Source organism: Moraxella catarrhalis (assembly GCF_001656295.1).
Lineage (GTDB): Bacteria > Pseudomonadota > Gammaproteobacteria > Pseudomonadales > Moraxellaceae > Moraxella > Moraxella veridica.
In genome coordinates, this window is sequence record NZ_LXHE01000014.1 from 23,697 (window position 1) to 37,988 (window position 14,292).

Sequence of the window (14,292 nt, forward strand, 5' to 3'; positions counted from 1 at the left end):
ATATTATGATGATGATCCTTGGAATGTTTGTATTTTCACTCAACAAAGTGAGCTACCAAAACCTAAGTCATAAGACCAGCTGGCGACATACGTCGAATAGCCGCATAGGCACCCTACCCGCTTACCAGTTTCTTGGGCGTGGAGATAATACATTAACATTGTCAGGCTCAATCATGCCAGGCTTTAAGGGCTCACCTAAGAGCCTGGTCGAACTGTCAAACATGGCAGATAAAGGCAAAGCCTACCCTCTCATCAGCGGAAATCGCCGCGTCTGGGGGCAATATGTAATAGAAGAAATTGAAGAGACTCAAACCATATTCTTTAAAGATGGTACACCTCGTAAGATTGAATTCACGATTGAACTGCGTCAGATCAGCACACCTAAGACGCTCAAAAATAACACCATCAAGGCGGTAGGTGCCGCTCTCACTGAGACGCTGCAGAGCTATGGGGTTGATGATGTCTGGGTAGGCGCTGCACAGACGGCATTTGGAGCAGCCAATGGTGAAAGCGTGGACTATGGCCAGACAGGAGGTTATGCAAATGGATTATGAGCGCATCACACAACTGCAGGCGCAGGGTAAGACAATGCTGTATGCCGGTCTGGATTTTGTCAGCGTTGCAACTGGGCGCATCAAAGATGAGCTTGAAAGAGCTTATCCACACCCCAGGTGGCAACTGGTTATTAATGGTATCGATGTTAGCACCGGTGTTAATAGCAGGCTTATCAGTCTGACACTTACAGACAACCGAGGGCTTGAGGCTGATACGCTAGAAGTCTCATTATCAGATCATGATGGTGCTCTTGAGATACCGCCAAAAGGGGCGGTAATTGAACTATATCTAGGCTGGCATACTACAGGACTTGTCTATAAAGGCATGTATATTGTCAATGAAATTGAGCACTCAGGCGCACCAGATGTACTATCTATTACAGCCATGAGTGCAGACCTAAAGACCAGCCTCACCACCAAAAAAGAACGATCTTTTGATCAGAAAACGCTAGGCGACATCATAAGCCAGATTGCTCATGAGCACAGTCTAGAGATGCGCATAGCAGATGAGCTGTCAGAAAAATTCATCTATCATGTAGATCAAAACGAAAGCGACATCAATCTACTAACACGGCTTGCTGAAGAATTTGATGCCACTGCCAGCATCAAGGATGATATTTTATTATTCACGCCCATTGGCAAGCACAAGACCGTCAGCGGCAAAGATTTACCCCATGTCATCATCAATCGCAAGTTGGGCGATAGGCATCGCTACAGCGAGACGCATGAAGTCATTACAGGAGTGCGCACTTATTTTTATGATACCGCCAAAAAAGAAAAAGTCCCTATACTGGCAGGAGATGAGACCGATACCGTCCGAGAGATTCGCTATGTGCATCGTGACCAAGCATCGGCTACCGATACCGCCGTATCAGCATATCGCAAGGCACAGCGTGCGATAGCTCACCTATCATACTCTTTGGCGATGGGTGATGCCTTGCTTATCCCTGAAATGCCTGTACTAGTCTATGGACTTAAGCCCACCATTGACGCTATGGATTGGACGCTAACTAATGTTGTACATAATCTGGACGACAATGGTTACACCACCGACATCGAGCTTGAGCGTACGCTCGGTGAGATTAGCGAGATTATGCCGCCCATCCGTATCGGCGAGCCCAAGGATAAGCCGGAAGCCAAGCCTACGGACAGCGCCGAGGCATCCGGTCCAAAAGCCAAGTCCGCCAAAGCCCGACAAGTTAGGCAGGTTAAAAAACAGAGCCGCAAAAAGTGAAGCACATTTGTAATTCACGTGTTAATCTTCGCACAAACAATAAAGGAGGAGACAATGCGCTGGATCTGTCCGCACTGTAAGAAAAATAGCGTACGCATACGCTCAAGTCGTCAAGAGCACGCGCTGCTAAGACGTATGTGGGTACAATGTACCAACTTGTCATGCAGCTGGTCTGGTACTATGTCGTGCGAGTATGATGGTGAGATGTCGCCATCTGGTATCCCAGACTCTAACATCAAACTACCTCAGAGGCACAGAGGCCGCAAGGAAGTCCATTTATAATCAATAAAGCCCGTGTAAATACGGGCTTTATGTTGCCAACATGTTGCTTTGATGATATGTTATGTTTATTTCACTGAACTTAACATGGATTGAGCAATGTCTAGTTTCTTTAACTTTCTCTTCTTTGGGTGGTGGATTTTATCGTTTTGGTGGTTAATTGCACCGCGATTTTTTCCGTTTTCCAATCCCAAGAATGCCGCCAGCAGCAATCCTTACGGCAATTTCACCCGACCACAGGTACTGCTTTACACCGCATTAGGGTGGATTATTATTTTTGCCATAGCAAGCTTTTTGATGCCTGACGGCGGTATTGTTGAACCATCAGCCATTGATATCATTGGAATGCTTGCAGGTGTTGGCGCGGTAATCTGGCTAATTATCCGTAGCGCAAAGATCGGAAAAGCGCGCAAGGCATCGCCTGTCATTGATAGCACAACCGATCAGCCGCCAATAATTTTGCAAACTGCAGAAGAGTCTATACCTGAATTCAAAGAGGCGGACGCTGAAGCTCATATGCTTATCGAGCAAGAGGCAAAAATTAGAGCAGAACAAGATCAGACTTTTGCTAAAGAACAACAGGCGATCAATGATAGGATTGCTGCACTTGAGGCAGAATTACTAAGCACAAGAATGGACTTGTCACAGACTCGAGAGCAGCTGGACGACATTAAGCCAAAACCAAAGCCTCAGCCGCCGAAACCTGAGGCCAAAGCCGATCTTGAACTTGGCGAAGACAAAGTATGCTTGATGGAATATAGGGATTCAAAAGGTGCGGTATCGACGCGCCCTATCATTCCACGCGCCCTAAAAGCCAATCAATCAGGCAATTGGGTGGTGAGTGCGGTAGATATCAACGCAAATCGGGTTAAATCTTTTCGAGTTGATCGTATCGAATGTTTAGCTCATAACGGACAAGCTTGGACAGATCAAGATGATATTTTAGGTGTGATTCGCACCCTTGAAACCGTCATAGATTAACCAAAAGCCCATCGCTCTGATGGGCTTTTTTATGCTCAAAACTTGACTTATATTATATACTAGTATATAATATAAGTATCAAGGCAAGGGAGTAAGCCTTGCCTTGTAGGTTACCGCCACCGACCTGTGTAAGTGGTGGCAACTGCAGGAGTAAAAACAATGACAACGCTTATTAAGATCATCGTTATCATTGTGTTGGCGCTCATAAGCAATCACGCTTACTAAGCCAACAGCCCGACAAGTAGTAGCAGCTACTTTGGGGCTTGAGTTAGGGGCTAACCCTAACCGCTCCTTTTGATTATCATAGCACACTTCGGGAGTTTGTCAAATGTCTGTCAGTCCAGCGCACCAAAAAGCCACCAACACATACAGAGCCAAAGCCCTAGCCAATATCGCTTTAGTTATCAGCCACACCGAGCCTGAAGTCTTAGAGGCTTTGGAAGCCATCATGGCACATCATGACACATCCAAAGCAGGGGCAATTAAAATGGCATTGCTTGAATACGCCAAGACTATCAAATCCTGATACTATCCAAAGCCCATCGCTCCGATGGGCTTTATTTATGCTCTAATTGCCCACCATTTGCCCCACAATCGCTTTTTTGATGAGTTGTGTATCTTTTAACCTGCACTAGCTCAATATCGATCCTGCGCGCTCTAAACGCCAAATAGCACTACCGCGACAGCGATGCCGCGCAATCGCCTCGCCCGCCTGGGGGCTTTTAATCTGTCTGTTTGATTGCATTTGGTGGGCGTGCGCGCGCCGTAGGCTATCTTCTGCGATCCTTTTGGTATCTAGGGTGCTGAGCGCATTTTGAGCGATTGTGGGGCATTTGCGCTTCATTGCAGAGGTGCAAAAGCGCCATTTTTGCTTGCTTAGGCAAAAAATGGCTGAATTTGCTCAATTTGACCAGCTGGTAGGGCGTAGTCCTTTGGGCTTTTGGTGTAGTGCTGAATGAAAGCTGATAAGTCCATTAAAAACGACACATCAAGCGCATCGACATACTGCAGATATACGCGCGTATCGCCCACATTAGCGACCACGACGGCATTGGCGGCGGCATCTTTGGGCTGCCAGACTTGACCACGGCGTGGCATGATGGGCGTTTTTTGCTTTGGGTGGTGGGTGATGATTTTCATGATATTTTCCTTAAAATCTGCTGGGTTTGAATGTTGCCATCGAACAAAACTGCTGTAAAAACTCATGCCATGGCATCTTTTGCTTGATCTGATCAATCACGACGGTGGCGATATCGTGAGCATCAATGCTGAGTACTTGAGCGATTTGTCCGCTGCTTGGGTCGTGGTAGTAAGTCATGCGTGATTCGCCTTTTTGCCGACGATGGCCATCAGTTTATCCATGATGCCTGACACCGTTTCTGCTGACGCGCTGGGTGTTTTTAGCTCAATTTGAGCATATTTGGGTATGCTAAATACTTGACCGTCATCCGCTTCTTGGCAAACCTTGGCATAGATCTTATGCCATCTGTCAGATACTTTGGGGTCTGTCAAAAGCGCATAACTACCGATACGCCGAGCTGTCTCATACACCACGCTATGGCGCCACTTGGTGAGGCTTGGCTCATAGCCCAGCTGATGAGCGGCATCGAGTGCGATATTCAGGGCTTGGGCAGGGTCAGGATATTTTGCCATGCGTGCCATCTGCAAAAACTCACGCGCGTTATTGGGCGGAAAATCACAGTCAAATGAGGCGTTCTTTGCCAACATAAATTCACGCTTGGTGATAGATTTGGCGGTCAAATACTGCGCCCACAGTGCGACGGTCTCACTGCCCCAGTCATCGCCACGCATCTTGTTTTTGAACCACGCTTTCCAAGCGATGAACATCTTACCAATCTCCGCCATTAGTGCCTCGCTTGGGTTCGCTGATGAGTCCTTGGCTTGCCATGTCTCGTGCAAGTTTTGCGGCATATCCTGCCGTGGTACGCGTGTCAAAATTTGGCTGATGTGGCTGTTGGTTGTCATATCTGAATCCTTTGTTTATCTGCGTTTGCGGTTGATTTTGATATTTTTTGGCATTTCTAATCCAGCTTGAAAATGCCCTCTCCCAGTTAACAAATCCGTTACCTCTGGATATGTGCCAATCCAAAAATTTAACAAGCTCATCGTTTGGATCTAATCCCATCTGTCTGCAGCGTTCGACCTGATCAGCTGTGGCTTTGAATCCCTGTGGCGGTTCATATGTGGTTTTTGATTTGTGGGTTTTTTGGGTTTTGGGTTTCTGCGAAATTTGCGCAGCTTGGTTTTGAATTTCAGCATCGCTAACAATCTGTTGTATGTATTCTCTTGGTATTCTATTGGTATTCTCTTGTTGTGGGGCATTTTGCACTGATGACATCGGGGCATTTTGCACTGATGACATCGGTGCATTTTGCACTGATGGATCGGTGCATTTTGCACTGATGGATGAGTGCATTTTGCCCTGATGACATCGTGGCATTTTGCACTGATGGATGAGTGCATTTTGCCCTGATGGATCGGGGTAGTTTTCCTGATCTACCTGCTCATTTTGGAGCTTGGTTTTTTCGATTTCGGTGGATAATTCACCTAATTTTTGGTAATTAATCGTGTAAAAATTGGTTTTATTGCGCAATTTTTTTTGTAGCTGTTCGAACTGCACCAAGCCTTGATTTTTTAGACTGGCAAAGGCGCGTTTGACGGTATCGATGCTCCAAAACGGAAAGTGCTGCTTCTGCCAATACTCATAGCTGTTATACACCCATTTTCTCCCCCCTGCGGTCGTAGTCGAGAATGCCAGCAAGTAGTGCAGCTGTTGAAGCACCATAGCTTCATTCAGACCTATTGCGACTGCAAGCGATGGTAGCACCTGCAGGGGTGGCTCATTAATCAGTAGTGTGCTCATGATGCCCTCTGTATCGTGTAGGCACGCACCTTTCGCCCTGACTTGGAGATGGCGATGGTGGTGGTAATTGGTTGTTCTGGATGTAGAAAATTAATATCAGCCATCAGTGACGCAGGTCTACGGATGCCATAGACATTCTTGGCGTCACACTCTGCGATGACCGCACCTTGCTTGAGTGCGTCATACCAAATGCGCTCAGCTGTGCTGAGGGTATAGCTACCCCTCGCTCTGCCGTCATACTTCCTGCGATAGGACGGCGCAGTGTCGTAGCCCATGGCAGACGGTGGCTTGACTGTATGCGCAGGTCGAGGCTTTGGGGCGTGTGACTGATAGATGGTGACGCAGTCGGGATGTGCTGCCATCCAGGCGCTCACCTCATCAATCTGTGCTTGGGTCTGGCGTGGTCTGCTGAATGTCATGTCGCCCCCATGCGATAGACTTTGTAACGTGCGCCCTTTGGGCTTGTCTGATAGGTATCTGTGATGGCATAGCCCATCGCGCGTAGCTCACTGATACGCGCCAAAAACCCTGTGATGTTATACATCTTAACAGCTTCAAGGTGTGTGATGGGTGCTGATTTTAGGTGCTCAAGCAATATGCCGCACTGACCTTTGGGTATTGGTGTGGGTGTCTGAATCATAAAAAATCCTTAAGATCTATTCGCTCTATCCGTGCTCTTTGTTCCAATCTTTCTGATAGTTCTGATAGTTTTGTAGTGGCGCTAATAAACTCATGGCATCATGAGCTTGACAGTAGCGGCGATGTAAGTCTGATTCGATCAGCTGACGCAACCATTCAGACTTCGACAAATTCGACAAATCTGCCAATGCACCAACGACTTCGGCACATTCTTCGGACAAATGGACGGTGATTTGATGAGTTTTTTTCATGTTTGTGACCCTAGCGGAGGAACTTTGGCTTGTAATCTGCCTTCGGTCTGTACCTGTAACATGGCTTGTTTTTCGGATGGAATACCCTGAGCTCGCCAGTTGCTAATGGTACCTTTGGATACACCAAGCTTACTTGTCAGCTCGCTGTCGTAAATCACTTGGAAGAATTCTTTTAAATCGTCAACAGTCATAAGTTTATCCAATTAAACAAATTAGGTTAAAAGGTACAACATATTAAACCATATGTTTAGGCGGAAATCAATCCAATCCATTAAAATTTGTTTAATGATTTAAACCAAGGTGTGATTATGAAAGACTTAGACACATTCCAAAGTCGCTTAGTACATGCGATGAAGGCAAAAGGCATTAAGCAGGTCGATCTTGTTAATGATGTAAAGGCTAGCAAGGGGACGGTGTCGAACTGGGTGAGTGGTAAAACCGAGCCAGATTCGGTGGTGACAATGGAGCGCTTGGCGGAACGACTTGGGGTAACATTACAATGGTTGGCAACAGGTAAGGAGGTTGTACCAAGCGTGATGATAACAGATGGCACAGTACCAATCACTGAAACAGTATCAAATGTTGGTCATTTTATGCCGATCACAACTTGGGATGATGAAACGCAATTTGATGGTGAGGTTGTTGCTGTGCCTTTTTTCAAGGATTTAGCTTTCGCTTGTGGTAATGGTGCAATTGGTGAAGCAATGCAGAACGAATCACGAAAATTAATGATTAGCCGCCTAACCATTGAACGCATCCGCTCAACACCTGATATGGTGTTTGCTGCCACAGCATTTGATAACTCTATGAGCCCTGTGATTAATGACGGCGATACAATATGGGTGGATCGTACCAAACAGACCATCAAAAATGACCGCATTTTTGTCTTTGAGTATGGTGGCTTATTCTTATGTAAATATCTATATAAGGAGCCAAATAATGCCATCCGTATAGTTAGCGCAAACAAAGATGATTACCCAGAGCGTATTATCAGCTATCAAGATCAGATTGATAATAATTTTGTATTGATTGGCTGGGTGTGGAATATCCAAAGTATGTTGAATTGGTAAAACAAAGGGCTTGAGTGATTCAAGCCCTTTGTTTTATGTGATACTTTTTAAAAATTTTAATATTTCGTCAAAATCTGTGTATAAATCATCTTTGTGTTCCAAATAGACAATTCTGTCAATTCTAAAAGTTCTTGATTCCGAGACGCTGTGGTCAAAAGCAAATACCGTCCAATTTCCTGCTTTATTTAATCTAACATTAATCGGCTTAATATGGCGGGCGCTGGATTCGCCAATTTCATTTGTGTAACGGATGAAGCAGGTGAGTTCATCGTCGATTTCATCATCCCAAGGGTCGTAATATTTGGTACGGCTGTCGGCTTTTTTCTTTTCATTCACTGCCCTGAGCGCTCGGCGAGCCGATTCACTTCTTTCCAGTTCTCTCTCAGCTGCCGTTTTGCGCTCAATCTCTGCCTGTTTTTCATCAGCCTGCTGGCGTTCCATCTCGTACAGTGCGCGTTGAATTGAGCCAATCTGTGGCAAATCACCGCTTAATTCTGGTGCGGTGTTTCTAGATAAAGCAACCCCAGTTCTAGCGCTTACAGCTCTGCGAATTTTGTCATGATAGGCTTGCTCTTCTTCCAATTCCTGCTCTGGGGTTTTGATTTGCTTTGGTACAGGTAGCTCCACAGGCTTGCTTTCTTGGCGATGTTTTTTGGCTTTGTGCAGTGCATAAGCCTTGTAAAGACAAAATCCGATAAAGGCGATAATAATCAACTTAAACATTACAAATACCTTGGCTGGTCAGCTTTGTTTAATGCTAGCAGAAAAAAAGTTCATTATCTTAAACTTTTTTATTGACACAAAAGTTTAATGTGTTAAACTTATAACCATCAAAATAATCAACCCAAACGATGGAGAATCTTATGAATACGATCATCATCAAACCGCTATTGATGGTTAGCTTAGCGATTGCTTTAGTACTTGTCACCAAACTAACGGTACAAGGCATTGACAGATCCATTACACGATACAACGAAGCTCAAGACGCACTGATCCAAGAGTGGCGCAATGCAGAGCTAATGTCGATGGATGAGCAAGCCCTATGGGGGTCAAGATGAGCTACATTTCAGTCAATACTTATGTAGATATCGATATTGAAGATATCGCAAGCAGCTTGAGCGATGAAAATGTGATAAAACTTATTGACTGTCTTCCAATCGAAAACAAAATTAATGTCTTAAAAGGCGTTACTGGCGAAGATGGCGATATCGAGAAATTGGTTAAAACACTAGATAGGCACGGTCTGGTCGCCATGCTTGAAGAACTTGCAGATGCTGCAAGGGATTTCGGTAAGGAGTATGTGGTGTTAAAAGCAATCAAGGAGCTGGAGGATGAAAAACCTAAGCCAAAACCAACACCACGTCAAGTCATCGAAAACAAACTATAGACCGCCAAATTTGCGCCTTGCCTAGTTGGTGATCGCTACGATTGGGACGCCATGGCGCTGATTGTCTGCATCAAAGATGATAAAGACGGCAATGTGCAGTACATCGACGGTGTTGGCAATGTTTGGCACGGCGCACAGCTAATTGATGACAATGAAAATGAAATCACGGAGATTGAAGAATGATGAAAAAATACTCAGATGGTACAAGAGTCGTCAAAGCACGTCCAATGCTTGATACTGAATATTTTAGAGATTTTGATTTTGATTCTAGCTACCAAAACAGCGAACCGCAAATTGGGATGTTTGTTGTCTTCGCGGATGACGGTGTGCGTATGAGTTACGCCTTTTACCCAAGCCAAGAGAAGTTTTTTGAAAGATTTAGTGAGATTGAAGAATGAACAATCAATTATTTAAAGAAGGAGATAGAGTTTACTATCCCCTTATGTCAGATAAAATTCTAACAGTAAAAAGACATGGTAAAAATACTATTTATGTAGATATAGAGTTATTTGGTCCTGTTGTATTTGAGCTAAATGGTAAGCGAGCGGACATACATGTGACTGAGAGTCTCTTCCATGCAACTCAGGTTAAGTATGAGCTTTTAACGAATTTATATCCACATATACAGTTTGAAGAACCAAAACCAACGCCTGCTGCAATCGTTAAAAAGATGCTTGATGATGGCTATACTTATGTTATCTGTAACATCTTACTGCCTAATAATGTAGTTAAAGATATTGTCAGAGGTTATGATGACAATTTACTCTTTGGTGAGTACGGTAACTACGACTATGATCAGGTAATACCTTTAGATAACTACACAGGCAAAATCATTGTAGATTATAGAGAGGGTAAATTGGAACTAGAAGATGAGTAAGTAATATGCGATTTAATGTTTCAAATTTTACTAGTGCCTTACTGCATTCACTCTTGGGTGCATTAGGTATGCTGACTATGTCAGCTTTATCTGTGTACCTTGTAGGTACATTTATTCTCGCTCCTATATGTCTCATCATATGCTCTGGCTTTGCTATTGCTAATGGTTTTTTGAAGAGTTAAATGAGCATAACACTAAAGGAAACTAACAATGAACAAACGAAAACTGATTAGTGAACTCAAAACCCACCATATGTATATCTCAGCTATGGATACTAAGAAAAGTGAATCAGTGGCTGCTGGTATTGCTATTGCTATTAATATTATTAAAAAGCATGAAGATACGGGCTGGATCAGTGTTAAAGATGAGTTACCAACCTTTGACGAAAGAGTACTTGTAGCTGTTGATTTAACCGGTAGGGGTGATCTGAATTTAATGCTTGCGTATCTCATCTCAGACGAAGCACCTTATACAGATGACGAGGGCAATAGCTATAGCGCATCAATCGCTTTGTTTGATGAGCATGAAGATATGATAGGTGCTGAATTTGAAGACGTTAAATACTGGTTACCGATCCCTCGCCTGCCAAAGGAGATTGAAGAATGAATACAACTAGAGAAAAGTTTTATTACTACAAAATCGAAGATGAGCAAGTCTTAGAGAAATTTCAGAGCTTATTAGCTAAAAGACAGGCAGTACTTAACAGAGCCAACAATCTTGCTAAAGATTTAGGTTTTGAAAAATGCATCGGTCATAATTCTAGAACTTATGGTATAAATCTTGAAGCATTCGCAAACCCAACGACGGCTAATTTGCAGTTTTACAAGACCAAAATTGGCAAAGATGGAGAAATTCAATACATTCCCAAAAAGTCATGTCGTGCATTTTATAAGAATATCAAGGAAGAATTTGAATTCTTGAATGGTTATGGAAAATTGCAGGTACCATTTTCTTATGATGAATTCGACACCCTGATTATAAAAAATAATCACGGCTGGAACTCTGTCAGACCATGTATAGATTTTTCGGACGATGTAATTATTTTTAAAGTCGAAAACAGACCTGTGGAAATTTACGAACACACAGAAGAAATCAAAGCAAGCGATTATTATCGCATTCTTGAAGAAATTGAAGAGAGTTATGATGGCAAGAATAAATAAACCATATATGGCTGGCGTCTTTATTTCACTATTCGCCAATGACTTTGAGAAAAGAAATTTTAAAATCCCAAGCAATAACGTAAGACATAACCCGCGTAATAACAAGCGGACGAAAGCAAAGAAATAGGGGTATGATATGACAGAACAACCACAAGTCCGTTGGTACTCGCTACGCCAGCTCGCAAAAGAGCTTGGCATGAGTGTGAACACATTTAAAAAACACTACATGAAGCGGTTTCCGCCTGACCGTGAGACAAGCCACTACAAAGGCTACACTCACAAGAGCCTAACCACAATCAAGCAAGAGTTATCTTTATAATATAAGCCCCGAATGATCGGGGCTTTATTTTGCGCATCAATCCCAAAAATCGCCAAGCCAAGCGGTGACTTCCTCACTATACCAGTCCATCAGCTCAACACGCTCATCCCAATATTCGGCACGATTATAAATCTTGCTGGTGGCATCTGCTTTGGTGGACTTGTTAACATGTGCGATCTGGAAGTCAATAACCTCTGTGCGAAAACGCCTACTATTATTTGCGTGGGTGGAAAAAAGTGTGCGAAAGCCGTGCGTGACCATCTCGCCCTCATACCCAAGGCGCTTGATGATTTGTAATACTGCGTTTGATGTCATGGCACGGCGTGGGTCATTACGATTCTTGAATAAATAGCCATCGTCGATGCGGGTATCATACAGCGTCTTAAAAATGGCTAATACATCATCAGACAGCGGTACAAGCAAGTCTTTACGTTTCTTCATACGAAACGCTGGGATAGTCCAAATCTTATTGTCAAAATCAAATTCGCCTGTGTCAAATCGTGCGTTCAATAGCTCACTGATACGCACACCTGTGTAGCACGCCAAGATGAGAGCCGTTTTGGTGGATGGATGCGCACTGTAAAATTTAAGTCGCCGAAAGAATTCAGGCATCTCTTCCACTGGTAGGCTTGGATAATGCTGCACATCGTGTGGTGGTATGATCTCATTTACCAAGATGCAGGGGTTTTTGTCTGTGTAATCGCTAGAAATCGCAAAATTAAAAACAGAATTTAGTAGACGCAACGCACGCGTAGCAGTCTCAAGTGTGCCTTTGGCTACGATAGCCTTAACGCTCGCTGAGACATCTTGACGTGTGATGTCATCTAGCAGTCTATCGCCGAAGTTTGCGCTGATATAATTCAAACGATAAATGACGGTGTCTCGGTACTTGTCGCTAGTCCAATAAGGCGTCTGTAGCGCAAGCCATTCGTCGATAACTTCTTTGAGCGTTTTTTGTTTTATGGCTTTGCCTGTGAGTTCTTTTTTGACTTCGCGGGCAATGCGACGCGCATCCTTGCAGCCAATGTCTGGATAATCACCAATGCGCTTACGGCTTTGCTTGCCGTGAGCACGATATGACAGCGTCCATTTTTTCTTGCCATTTGGTAGCACATCAATAGATAGCCCTTCGCCATCGGCTAGACTGTACATCTTGTCCTTAGGTTTGAGTGCCTTAACTTGTGAATCTGTTAGCATGGTCTTAGTCTGTTTATGTGTTACATTTAATGTACCAAAAATGTAACGTTTTTATTTGATTAACCTTGATTAAGATTGATTTTACATGATTAAGTTATGCCAAGATTGTACATTAAAAAACCCCTGAAATCTAGTAATTTCAAGGGTTTTTAACTAAGTTTGATTAACTTTGATTTTCTTTAATTTTTTTATTTGGTGGAGATGGCGGGAGTCGAACCCGCGTCCGCCAGCACTACATCTATGAATCTACATGCTTAGATTCTGTCTATGGCTTTAATCCGCACCGAACCGACAGTCAGGATGGATTGGACGATTTGCTAAGAATTTCGCCAAAATCATCGCAACGCTAATTTTGGCTATCCTTTGTGCGTTCGCATCTGGGTGAGCAACCAGACCAAAGGCAATCTGTGCCGACCCAAGCAGCCCTTAGGCTGCTAGTGCGTAAGTTTCGTCGTTTGCGACTATTTTAAATGTATGTTGATTTACAAGAGTCACACGCTCTTGACATGCATCATTAGGTTTCGCTACCAGCGTCGAAGCCAGAACATCCCCTAGATTCTTCACTATATCAGCTAAAGACTTATTTGTCAAGAGAGCTGTCTATCTTAGGATCAATATACCGTGGTATGACAGTTTGGTTGCCAGATTTATCAATATAATACGCCTCATCTCCGTCAACCACATAAGCAGCACCTGACAAAAAATCGTAGGCTAAATCGTATTTAATATCAATCACCACCTTACCCGTCTTATCAATGAAGCCGTACTTATGCAGCGGCTCGCCATATTCATCAGTTTGACCAGACTTCATCGTCACCGCTGCCAGACCTTCTGAAAAGTCTTTGGCAGAATCAAACTGTGGACGGATGGCGACTTTGCCGGATTTGTCTAAAAATCCGTATTTATCTTTTTGTTTAAATAGCACCAAACCTTCTTCAAACCAATCGCCAATGACCTCATATTTTGGACGTATCACGATGTTACCAGAAGTATCAATGAAGCCATATTTCCCGTCCTGTTCGATCTTAGCACGCCCTTCCCAAAATCCCCAAGCGTCGGTAAACCGCGGGTGGATGGCGACTTTGCCAGATTTATTTAGGTAGCCATATTTATCACGGTGACGGTATAGCGCCAAACCATCACTAAAAGGATAAGCCTCTTGATAGATCGCAGGAATCACGACCTTACCTGTTGAATCGACATAGCCATATTTACCCGCCTTGACGATGGGTGCAAGCCCTTCAGAATAGCCACAATCAGAATCAATGGTGGCAAATTCAGTATCCTCTGGCAGCGGCGTGGCAGCACAAGCCGGCAAATCATCGTCATCAAAGCTGTGCGTGCTGATGGTATTTGCCAATGTAGGCACAGCCATCATCAAAGCGATGATCGGTAGTATGGTTATGGTAGGTTTGATATTCATGACGATAATCTCAATCTGAGCGCAAATTTTTAAACAG

At 43.8% G+C, this 14,292-nt stretch carries 26 protein-coding genes and 1 other RNA gene; 14 read left to right on the top strand and 13 right to left on the bottom strand.

The window, feature by feature from the left end:
• Positions 1 to 23: 23 nt before the first annotated feature.
• The 5 genes from AO382_RS06120 to AO382_RS06135 all read left to right on the top strand — a co-directional run bounded on the left by AO382_RS06120 (position 24) and on the right by AO382_RS06135 (position 3,574).
• Complete coding sequence (locus AO382_RS06120) at positions 24 to 554, top strand: phage tail protein (protein ID WP_227513647.1); 531 nt, start codon at positions 24 to 26, stop codon at positions 552 to 554.
• On the top strand, positions 538 to 1,788 hold the full coding sequence (locus tag AO382_RS06125; protein WP_162270578.1) for a contractile injection system protein, VgrG/Pvc8 family: 1,251 nt from the start codon (positions 538 to 540) through the stop codon (positions 1,786 to 1,788). Before AO382_RS06120 ends, AO382_RS06125 begins: the two co-directional genes overlap by 17 nt.
• Positions 1,789 to 1,842: 54 nt before the next feature.
• The gene (locus tag AO382_RS11440; protein ID WP_081261382.1) at positions 1,843 to 2,070 is read left to right on the top strand and encodes an ogr/Delta-like zinc finger family protein; all 228 of its coding nucleotides are present in this window, start codon (positions 1,843 to 1,845) and stop codon (positions 2,068 to 2,070) included.
• 96 nt (positions 2,071 to 2,166) lie between these two features.
• Positions 2,167 to 3,048: a hypothetical protein gene (locus AO382_RS06130; protein ID WP_064619082.1), complete on the top strand. Its 882-nt coding sequence runs from the start codon at positions 2,167 to 2,169 to the stop codon at positions 3,046 to 3,048.
• A gap of 328 nt (positions 3,049 to 3,376) precedes the next feature.
• Complete coding sequence (locus AO382_RS06135; protein ID WP_064619086.1) at positions 3,377 to 3,574, top strand: hypothetical protein; 198 nt, start codon at positions 3,377 to 3,379, stop codon at positions 3,572 to 3,574.
• A 105-nt stretch (positions 3,575 to 3,679) separates the two neighbouring features.
• On the opposite strand, the gene AO382_RS06140 is transcribed toward AO382_RS06135, so the two are convergent.
• The 9 genes from AO382_RS06140 to AO382_RS06175 are packed head-to-tail and all read right to left on the bottom strand — an operon-like array spanning position 3,680 to position 7,013.
• A complete protein-coding gene (locus tag AO382_RS06140; protein ID WP_064619089.1) occupies positions 3,680 to 3,892 on the bottom strand; it encodes a hypothetical protein in 213 nt (70 codons plus the stop codon).
• 32 nt (positions 3,893 to 3,924) lie between these two features.
• The gene (locus AO382_RS06145) at positions 3,925 to 4,188 is read right to left on the bottom strand and encodes a hypothetical protein (RefSeq protein WP_064619092.1); all 264 of its coding nucleotides are present in this window, start codon (positions 4,186 to 4,188) and stop codon (positions 3,925 to 3,927) included.
• Positions 4,189 to 4,198: 10 nt separating this feature from the next.
• Entirely contained in the window at positions 4,199 to 4,366 is a 168-nt protein-coding gene (locus tag AO382_RS10675) for a hypothetical protein (RefSeq protein ID WP_154806259.1), read from the bottom strand.
• Complete coding sequence (locus tag AO382_RS10805; protein WP_064619095.1) at positions 4,363 to 4,914, bottom strand: hypothetical protein; 552 nt, start codon at positions 4,912 to 4,914, stop codon at positions 4,363 to 4,365. The genes AO382_RS10675 and AO382_RS10805 overlap by 4 nt, the downstream gene beginning before the upstream one ends.
• Positions 4,898 to 5,932, bottom strand: a complete 1,035-nt coding sequence (locus tag AO382_RS06155; protein ID WP_064619097.1) for a hypothetical protein — start codon at positions 5,930 to 5,932, stop codon at positions 4,898 to 4,900. The genes AO382_RS10805 and AO382_RS06155 overlap by 17 nt, the downstream gene beginning before the upstream one ends.
• Positions 5,929 to 6,351 carry a hypothetical protein gene (locus AO382_RS06160; RefSeq protein WP_064619100.1) on the bottom strand — a complete coding sequence of 141 codons (423 nt, stop codon included), beginning with the start codon at positions 6,349 to 6,351 and terminating at the stop codon, positions 5,929 to 5,931. Before AO382_RS06160 ends, AO382_RS06155 begins: the two co-directional genes overlap by 4 nt.
• A complete protein-coding gene (locus AO382_RS06165) occupies positions 6,348 to 6,572 on the bottom strand; it encodes a helix-turn-helix domain-containing protein (protein WP_064619103.1) in 225 nt (74 codons plus the stop codon). Before AO382_RS06165 ends, AO382_RS06160 begins: the two co-directional genes overlap by 4 nt.
• Positions 6,573 to 6,597: 25 nt before the next feature.
• Positions 6,598 to 6,822 carry a ribbon-helix-helix domain-containing protein gene (locus tag AO382_RS06170; RefSeq protein ID WP_064619106.1) on the bottom strand — a complete coding sequence of 75 codons (225 nt, stop codon included), beginning with the start codon at positions 6,820 to 6,822 and terminating at the stop codon, positions 6,598 to 6,600.
• Positions 6,819 to 7,013, bottom strand: a complete 195-nt coding sequence (locus AO382_RS06175; protein WP_064619110.1) for a helix-turn-helix domain-containing protein — start codon at positions 7,011 to 7,013, stop codon at positions 6,819 to 6,821. The genes AO382_RS06170 and AO382_RS06175 overlap by 4 nt, the downstream gene beginning before the upstream one ends.
• Before the next feature lie 117 nt (positions 7,014 to 7,130).
• Between AO382_RS06175 and AO382_RS06180 the strand changes: the two genes are divergently transcribed.
• Positions 7,131 to 7,892, top strand: a complete 762-nt coding sequence (locus AO382_RS06180) for a helix-turn-helix transcriptional regulator (protein ID WP_064619112.1) — start codon at positions 7,131 to 7,133, stop codon at positions 7,890 to 7,892.
• Positions 7,893 to 7,925: 33 nt separating this feature from the next.
• On the opposite strand, the gene AO382_RS06185 is transcribed toward AO382_RS06180, so the two are convergent.
• The gene (locus tag AO382_RS06185; RefSeq protein ID WP_064619114.1) at positions 7,926 to 8,615 is read right to left on the bottom strand and encodes a WYL domain-containing protein; all 690 of its coding nucleotides are present in this window, start codon (positions 8,613 to 8,615) and stop codon (positions 7,926 to 7,928) included.
• 140 nt (positions 8,616 to 8,755) lie between these two features.
• On the opposite strand from AO382_RS06185, the gene AO382_RS06190 reads away from it, so the two are divergent.
• The 8 genes from AO382_RS06190 (at position 8,756) to AO382_RS06220 (ending at position 11,635) form a co-directional block, all read left to right on the top strand.
• Entirely contained in the window at positions 8,756 to 8,950 is a 195-nt protein-coding gene (locus tag AO382_RS06190; protein WP_064619117.1) for a hypothetical protein, read from the top strand.
• Positions 8,947 to 9,279 carry a hypothetical protein gene (locus tag AO382_RS06195; protein WP_064619120.1) on the top strand — a complete coding sequence of 111 codons (333 nt, stop codon included), beginning with the start codon at positions 8,947 to 8,949 and terminating at the stop codon, positions 9,277 to 9,279. Before AO382_RS06190 ends, AO382_RS06195 begins: the two co-directional genes overlap by 4 nt.
• A 51-nt stretch (positions 9,280 to 9,330) precedes the next feature.
• Positions 9,331 to 9,462: a hypothetical protein gene (locus AO382_RS11295; RefSeq protein ID WP_258865250.1), complete on the top strand. Its 132-nt coding sequence runs from the start codon at positions 9,331 to 9,333 to the stop codon at positions 9,460 to 9,462.
• Positions 9,459 to 9,677, top strand: coding sequence for a hypothetical protein (locus AO382_RS06200; protein ID WP_147286449.1), 219 nt, complete (start codon positions 9,459 to 9,461; stop codon positions 9,675 to 9,677). Before AO382_RS11295 ends, AO382_RS06200 begins: the two co-directional genes overlap by 4 nt.
• On the top strand, positions 9,674 to 10,156 hold the full coding sequence (locus AO382_RS06205) for a hypothetical protein (protein WP_064619123.1): 483 nt from the start codon (positions 9,674 to 9,676) through the stop codon (positions 10,154 to 10,156). Before AO382_RS06200 ends, AO382_RS06205 begins: the two co-directional genes overlap by 4 nt.
• A gap of 210 nt (positions 10,157 to 10,366) precedes the next feature.
• Positions 10,367 to 10,762 carry a DUF551 domain-containing protein gene (locus AO382_RS06210; RefSeq protein WP_064619126.1) on the top strand — a complete coding sequence of 132 codons (396 nt, stop codon included), beginning with the start codon at positions 10,367 to 10,369 and terminating at the stop codon, positions 10,760 to 10,762.
• Complete coding sequence (locus tag AO382_RS06215; protein WP_064619128.1) at positions 10,759 to 11,316, top strand: hypothetical protein; 558 nt, start codon at positions 10,759 to 10,761, stop codon at positions 11,314 to 11,316. Before AO382_RS06210 ends, AO382_RS06215 begins: the two co-directional genes overlap by 4 nt.
• A gap of 136 nt (positions 11,317 to 11,452) precedes the next feature.
• Complete coding sequence (locus AO382_RS06220; RefSeq protein ID WP_064619130.1) at positions 11,453 to 11,635, top strand: hypothetical protein; 183 nt, start codon at positions 11,453 to 11,455, stop codon at positions 11,633 to 11,635.
• Positions 11,636 to 11,671: 36 nt separating this feature from the next.
• On the opposite strand, the gene AO382_RS06225 is transcribed toward AO382_RS06220, so the two are convergent.
• The 3 genes from AO382_RS06225 to AO382_RS06235 all read right to left on the bottom strand — a co-directional run bounded on the left by AO382_RS06225 (position 11,672) and on the right by AO382_RS06235 (position 14,255).
• A complete protein-coding gene (locus AO382_RS06225; protein ID WP_064619132.1) occupies positions 11,672 to 12,832 on the bottom strand; it encodes a tyrosine-type recombinase/integrase in 1,161 nt (386 codons plus the stop codon).
• Positions 12,833 to 13,025: 193 nt separating this feature from the next.
• Positions 13,026 to 13,384, bottom strand: a transfer-messenger RNA (tmRNA) gene (gene ssrA / locus AO382_RS06230).
• 28 nt (positions 13,385 to 13,412) lie between these two features.
• Positions 13,413 to 14,255: a WG repeat-containing protein gene (locus AO382_RS06235; protein WP_064619135.1), complete on the bottom strand. Its 843-nt coding sequence runs from the start codon at positions 14,253 to 14,255 to the stop codon at positions 13,413 to 13,415.
• Between the last annotated feature and the right edge of the window lie 37 nt (positions 14,256 to 14,292).

Coding starts and splice junctions, on each gene's coding strand:
- AO382_RS06120 (WP_227513647.1), top strand. CDS start 24: ATGTTTGTATTTTCACTCAACAAAGTGAGCTACCAAAACCTAAGTCAT.
- AO382_RS06125 (WP_162270578.1), top strand. CDS start 538: ATGCAAATGGATTATGAGCGCATCACACAACTGCAGGCGCAGGGTAAG.
- AO382_RS11440 (WP_081261382.1), top strand. CDS start 1,843: ATGCGCTGGATCTGTCCGCACTGTAAGAAAAATAGCGTACGCATACGC.
- AO382_RS06130 (WP_064619082.1), top strand. CDS start 2,167: ATGTCTAGTTTCTTTAACTTTCTCTTCTTTGGGTGGTGGATTTTATCG.
- AO382_RS06135 (WP_064619086.1), top strand. CDS start 3,377: ATGTCTGTCAGTCCAGCGCACCAAAAAGCCACCAACACATACAGAGCC.
- AO382_RS06140 (WP_064619089.1), bottom strand. CDS start 3,892: ATGAAGCGCAAATGCCCCACAATCGCTCAAAATGCGCTCAGCACCCTA.
- AO382_RS06145 (WP_064619092.1), bottom strand. CDS start 4,188: ATGAAAATCATCACCCACCACCCAAAGCAAAAAACGCCCATCATGCCA.
- AO382_RS10675 (WP_154806259.1), bottom strand. CDS start 4,366: ATGACTTACTACCACGACCCAAGCAGCGGACAAATCGCTCAAGTACTC.
- AO382_RS10805 (WP_064619095.1), bottom strand. CDS start 4,914: ATGGCGGAGATTGGTAAGATGTTCATCGCTTGGAAAGCGTGGTTCAAA.
- AO382_RS06155 (WP_064619097.1), bottom strand. CDS start 5,932: ATGAGCACACTACTGATTAATGAGCCACCCCTGCAGGTGCTACCATCG.
- AO382_RS06160 (WP_064619100.1), bottom strand. CDS start 6,351: ATGACATTCAGCAGACCACGCCAGACCCAAGCACAGATTGATGAGGTG.
- AO382_RS06165 (WP_064619103.1), bottom strand. CDS start 6,572: ATGATTCAGACACCCACACCAATACCCAAAGGTCAGTGCGGCATATTG.
- AO382_RS06170 (WP_064619106.1), bottom strand. CDS start 6,822: ATGAAAAAAACTCATCAAATCACCGTCCATTTGTCCGAAGAATGTGCC.
- AO382_RS06175 (WP_064619110.1), bottom strand. CDS start 7,013: ATGACTGTTGACGATTTAAAAGAATTCTTCCAAGTGATTTACGACAGC.
- AO382_RS06180 (WP_064619112.1), top strand. CDS start 7,131: ATGAAAGACTTAGACACATTCCAAAGTCGCTTAGTACATGCGATGAAG.
- AO382_RS06185 (WP_064619114.1), bottom strand. CDS start 8,615: ATGTTTAAGTTGATTATTATCGCCTTTATCGGATTTTGTCTTTACAAG.
- AO382_RS06190 (WP_064619117.1), top strand. CDS start 8,756: ATGAATACGATCATCATCAAACCGCTATTGATGGTTAGCTTAGCGATT.
- AO382_RS06195 (WP_064619120.1), top strand. CDS start 8,947: ATGAGCTACATTTCAGTCAATACTTATGTAGATATCGATATTGAAGAT.
- AO382_RS11295 (WP_258865250.1), top strand. CDS start 9,331: ATGGCGCTGATTGTCTGCATCAAAGATGATAAAGACGGCAATGTGCAG.
- AO382_RS06200 (WP_147286449.1), top strand. CDS start 9,459: ATGATGAAAAAATACTCAGATGGTACAAGAGTCGTCAAAGCACGTCCA.
- AO382_RS06205 (WP_064619123.1), top strand. CDS start 9,674: ATGAACAATCAATTATTTAAAGAAGGAGATAGAGTTTACTATCCCCTT.
- AO382_RS06210 (WP_064619126.1), top strand. CDS start 10,367: ATGAACAAACGAAAACTGATTAGTGAACTCAAAACCCACCATATGTAT.
- AO382_RS06215 (WP_064619128.1), top strand. CDS start 10,759: ATGAATACAACTAGAGAAAAGTTTTATTACTACAAAATCGAAGATGAG.
- AO382_RS06220 (WP_064619130.1), top strand. CDS start 11,453: ATGACAGAACAACCACAAGTCCGTTGGTACTCGCTACGCCAGCTCGCA.
- AO382_RS06225 (WP_064619132.1), bottom strand. CDS start 12,832: ATGCTAACAGATTCACAAGTTAAGGCACTCAAACCTAAGGACAAGATG.
- AO382_RS06235 (WP_064619135.1), bottom strand. CDS start 14,255: ATGAATATCAAACCTACCATAACCATACTACCGATCATCGCTTTGATG.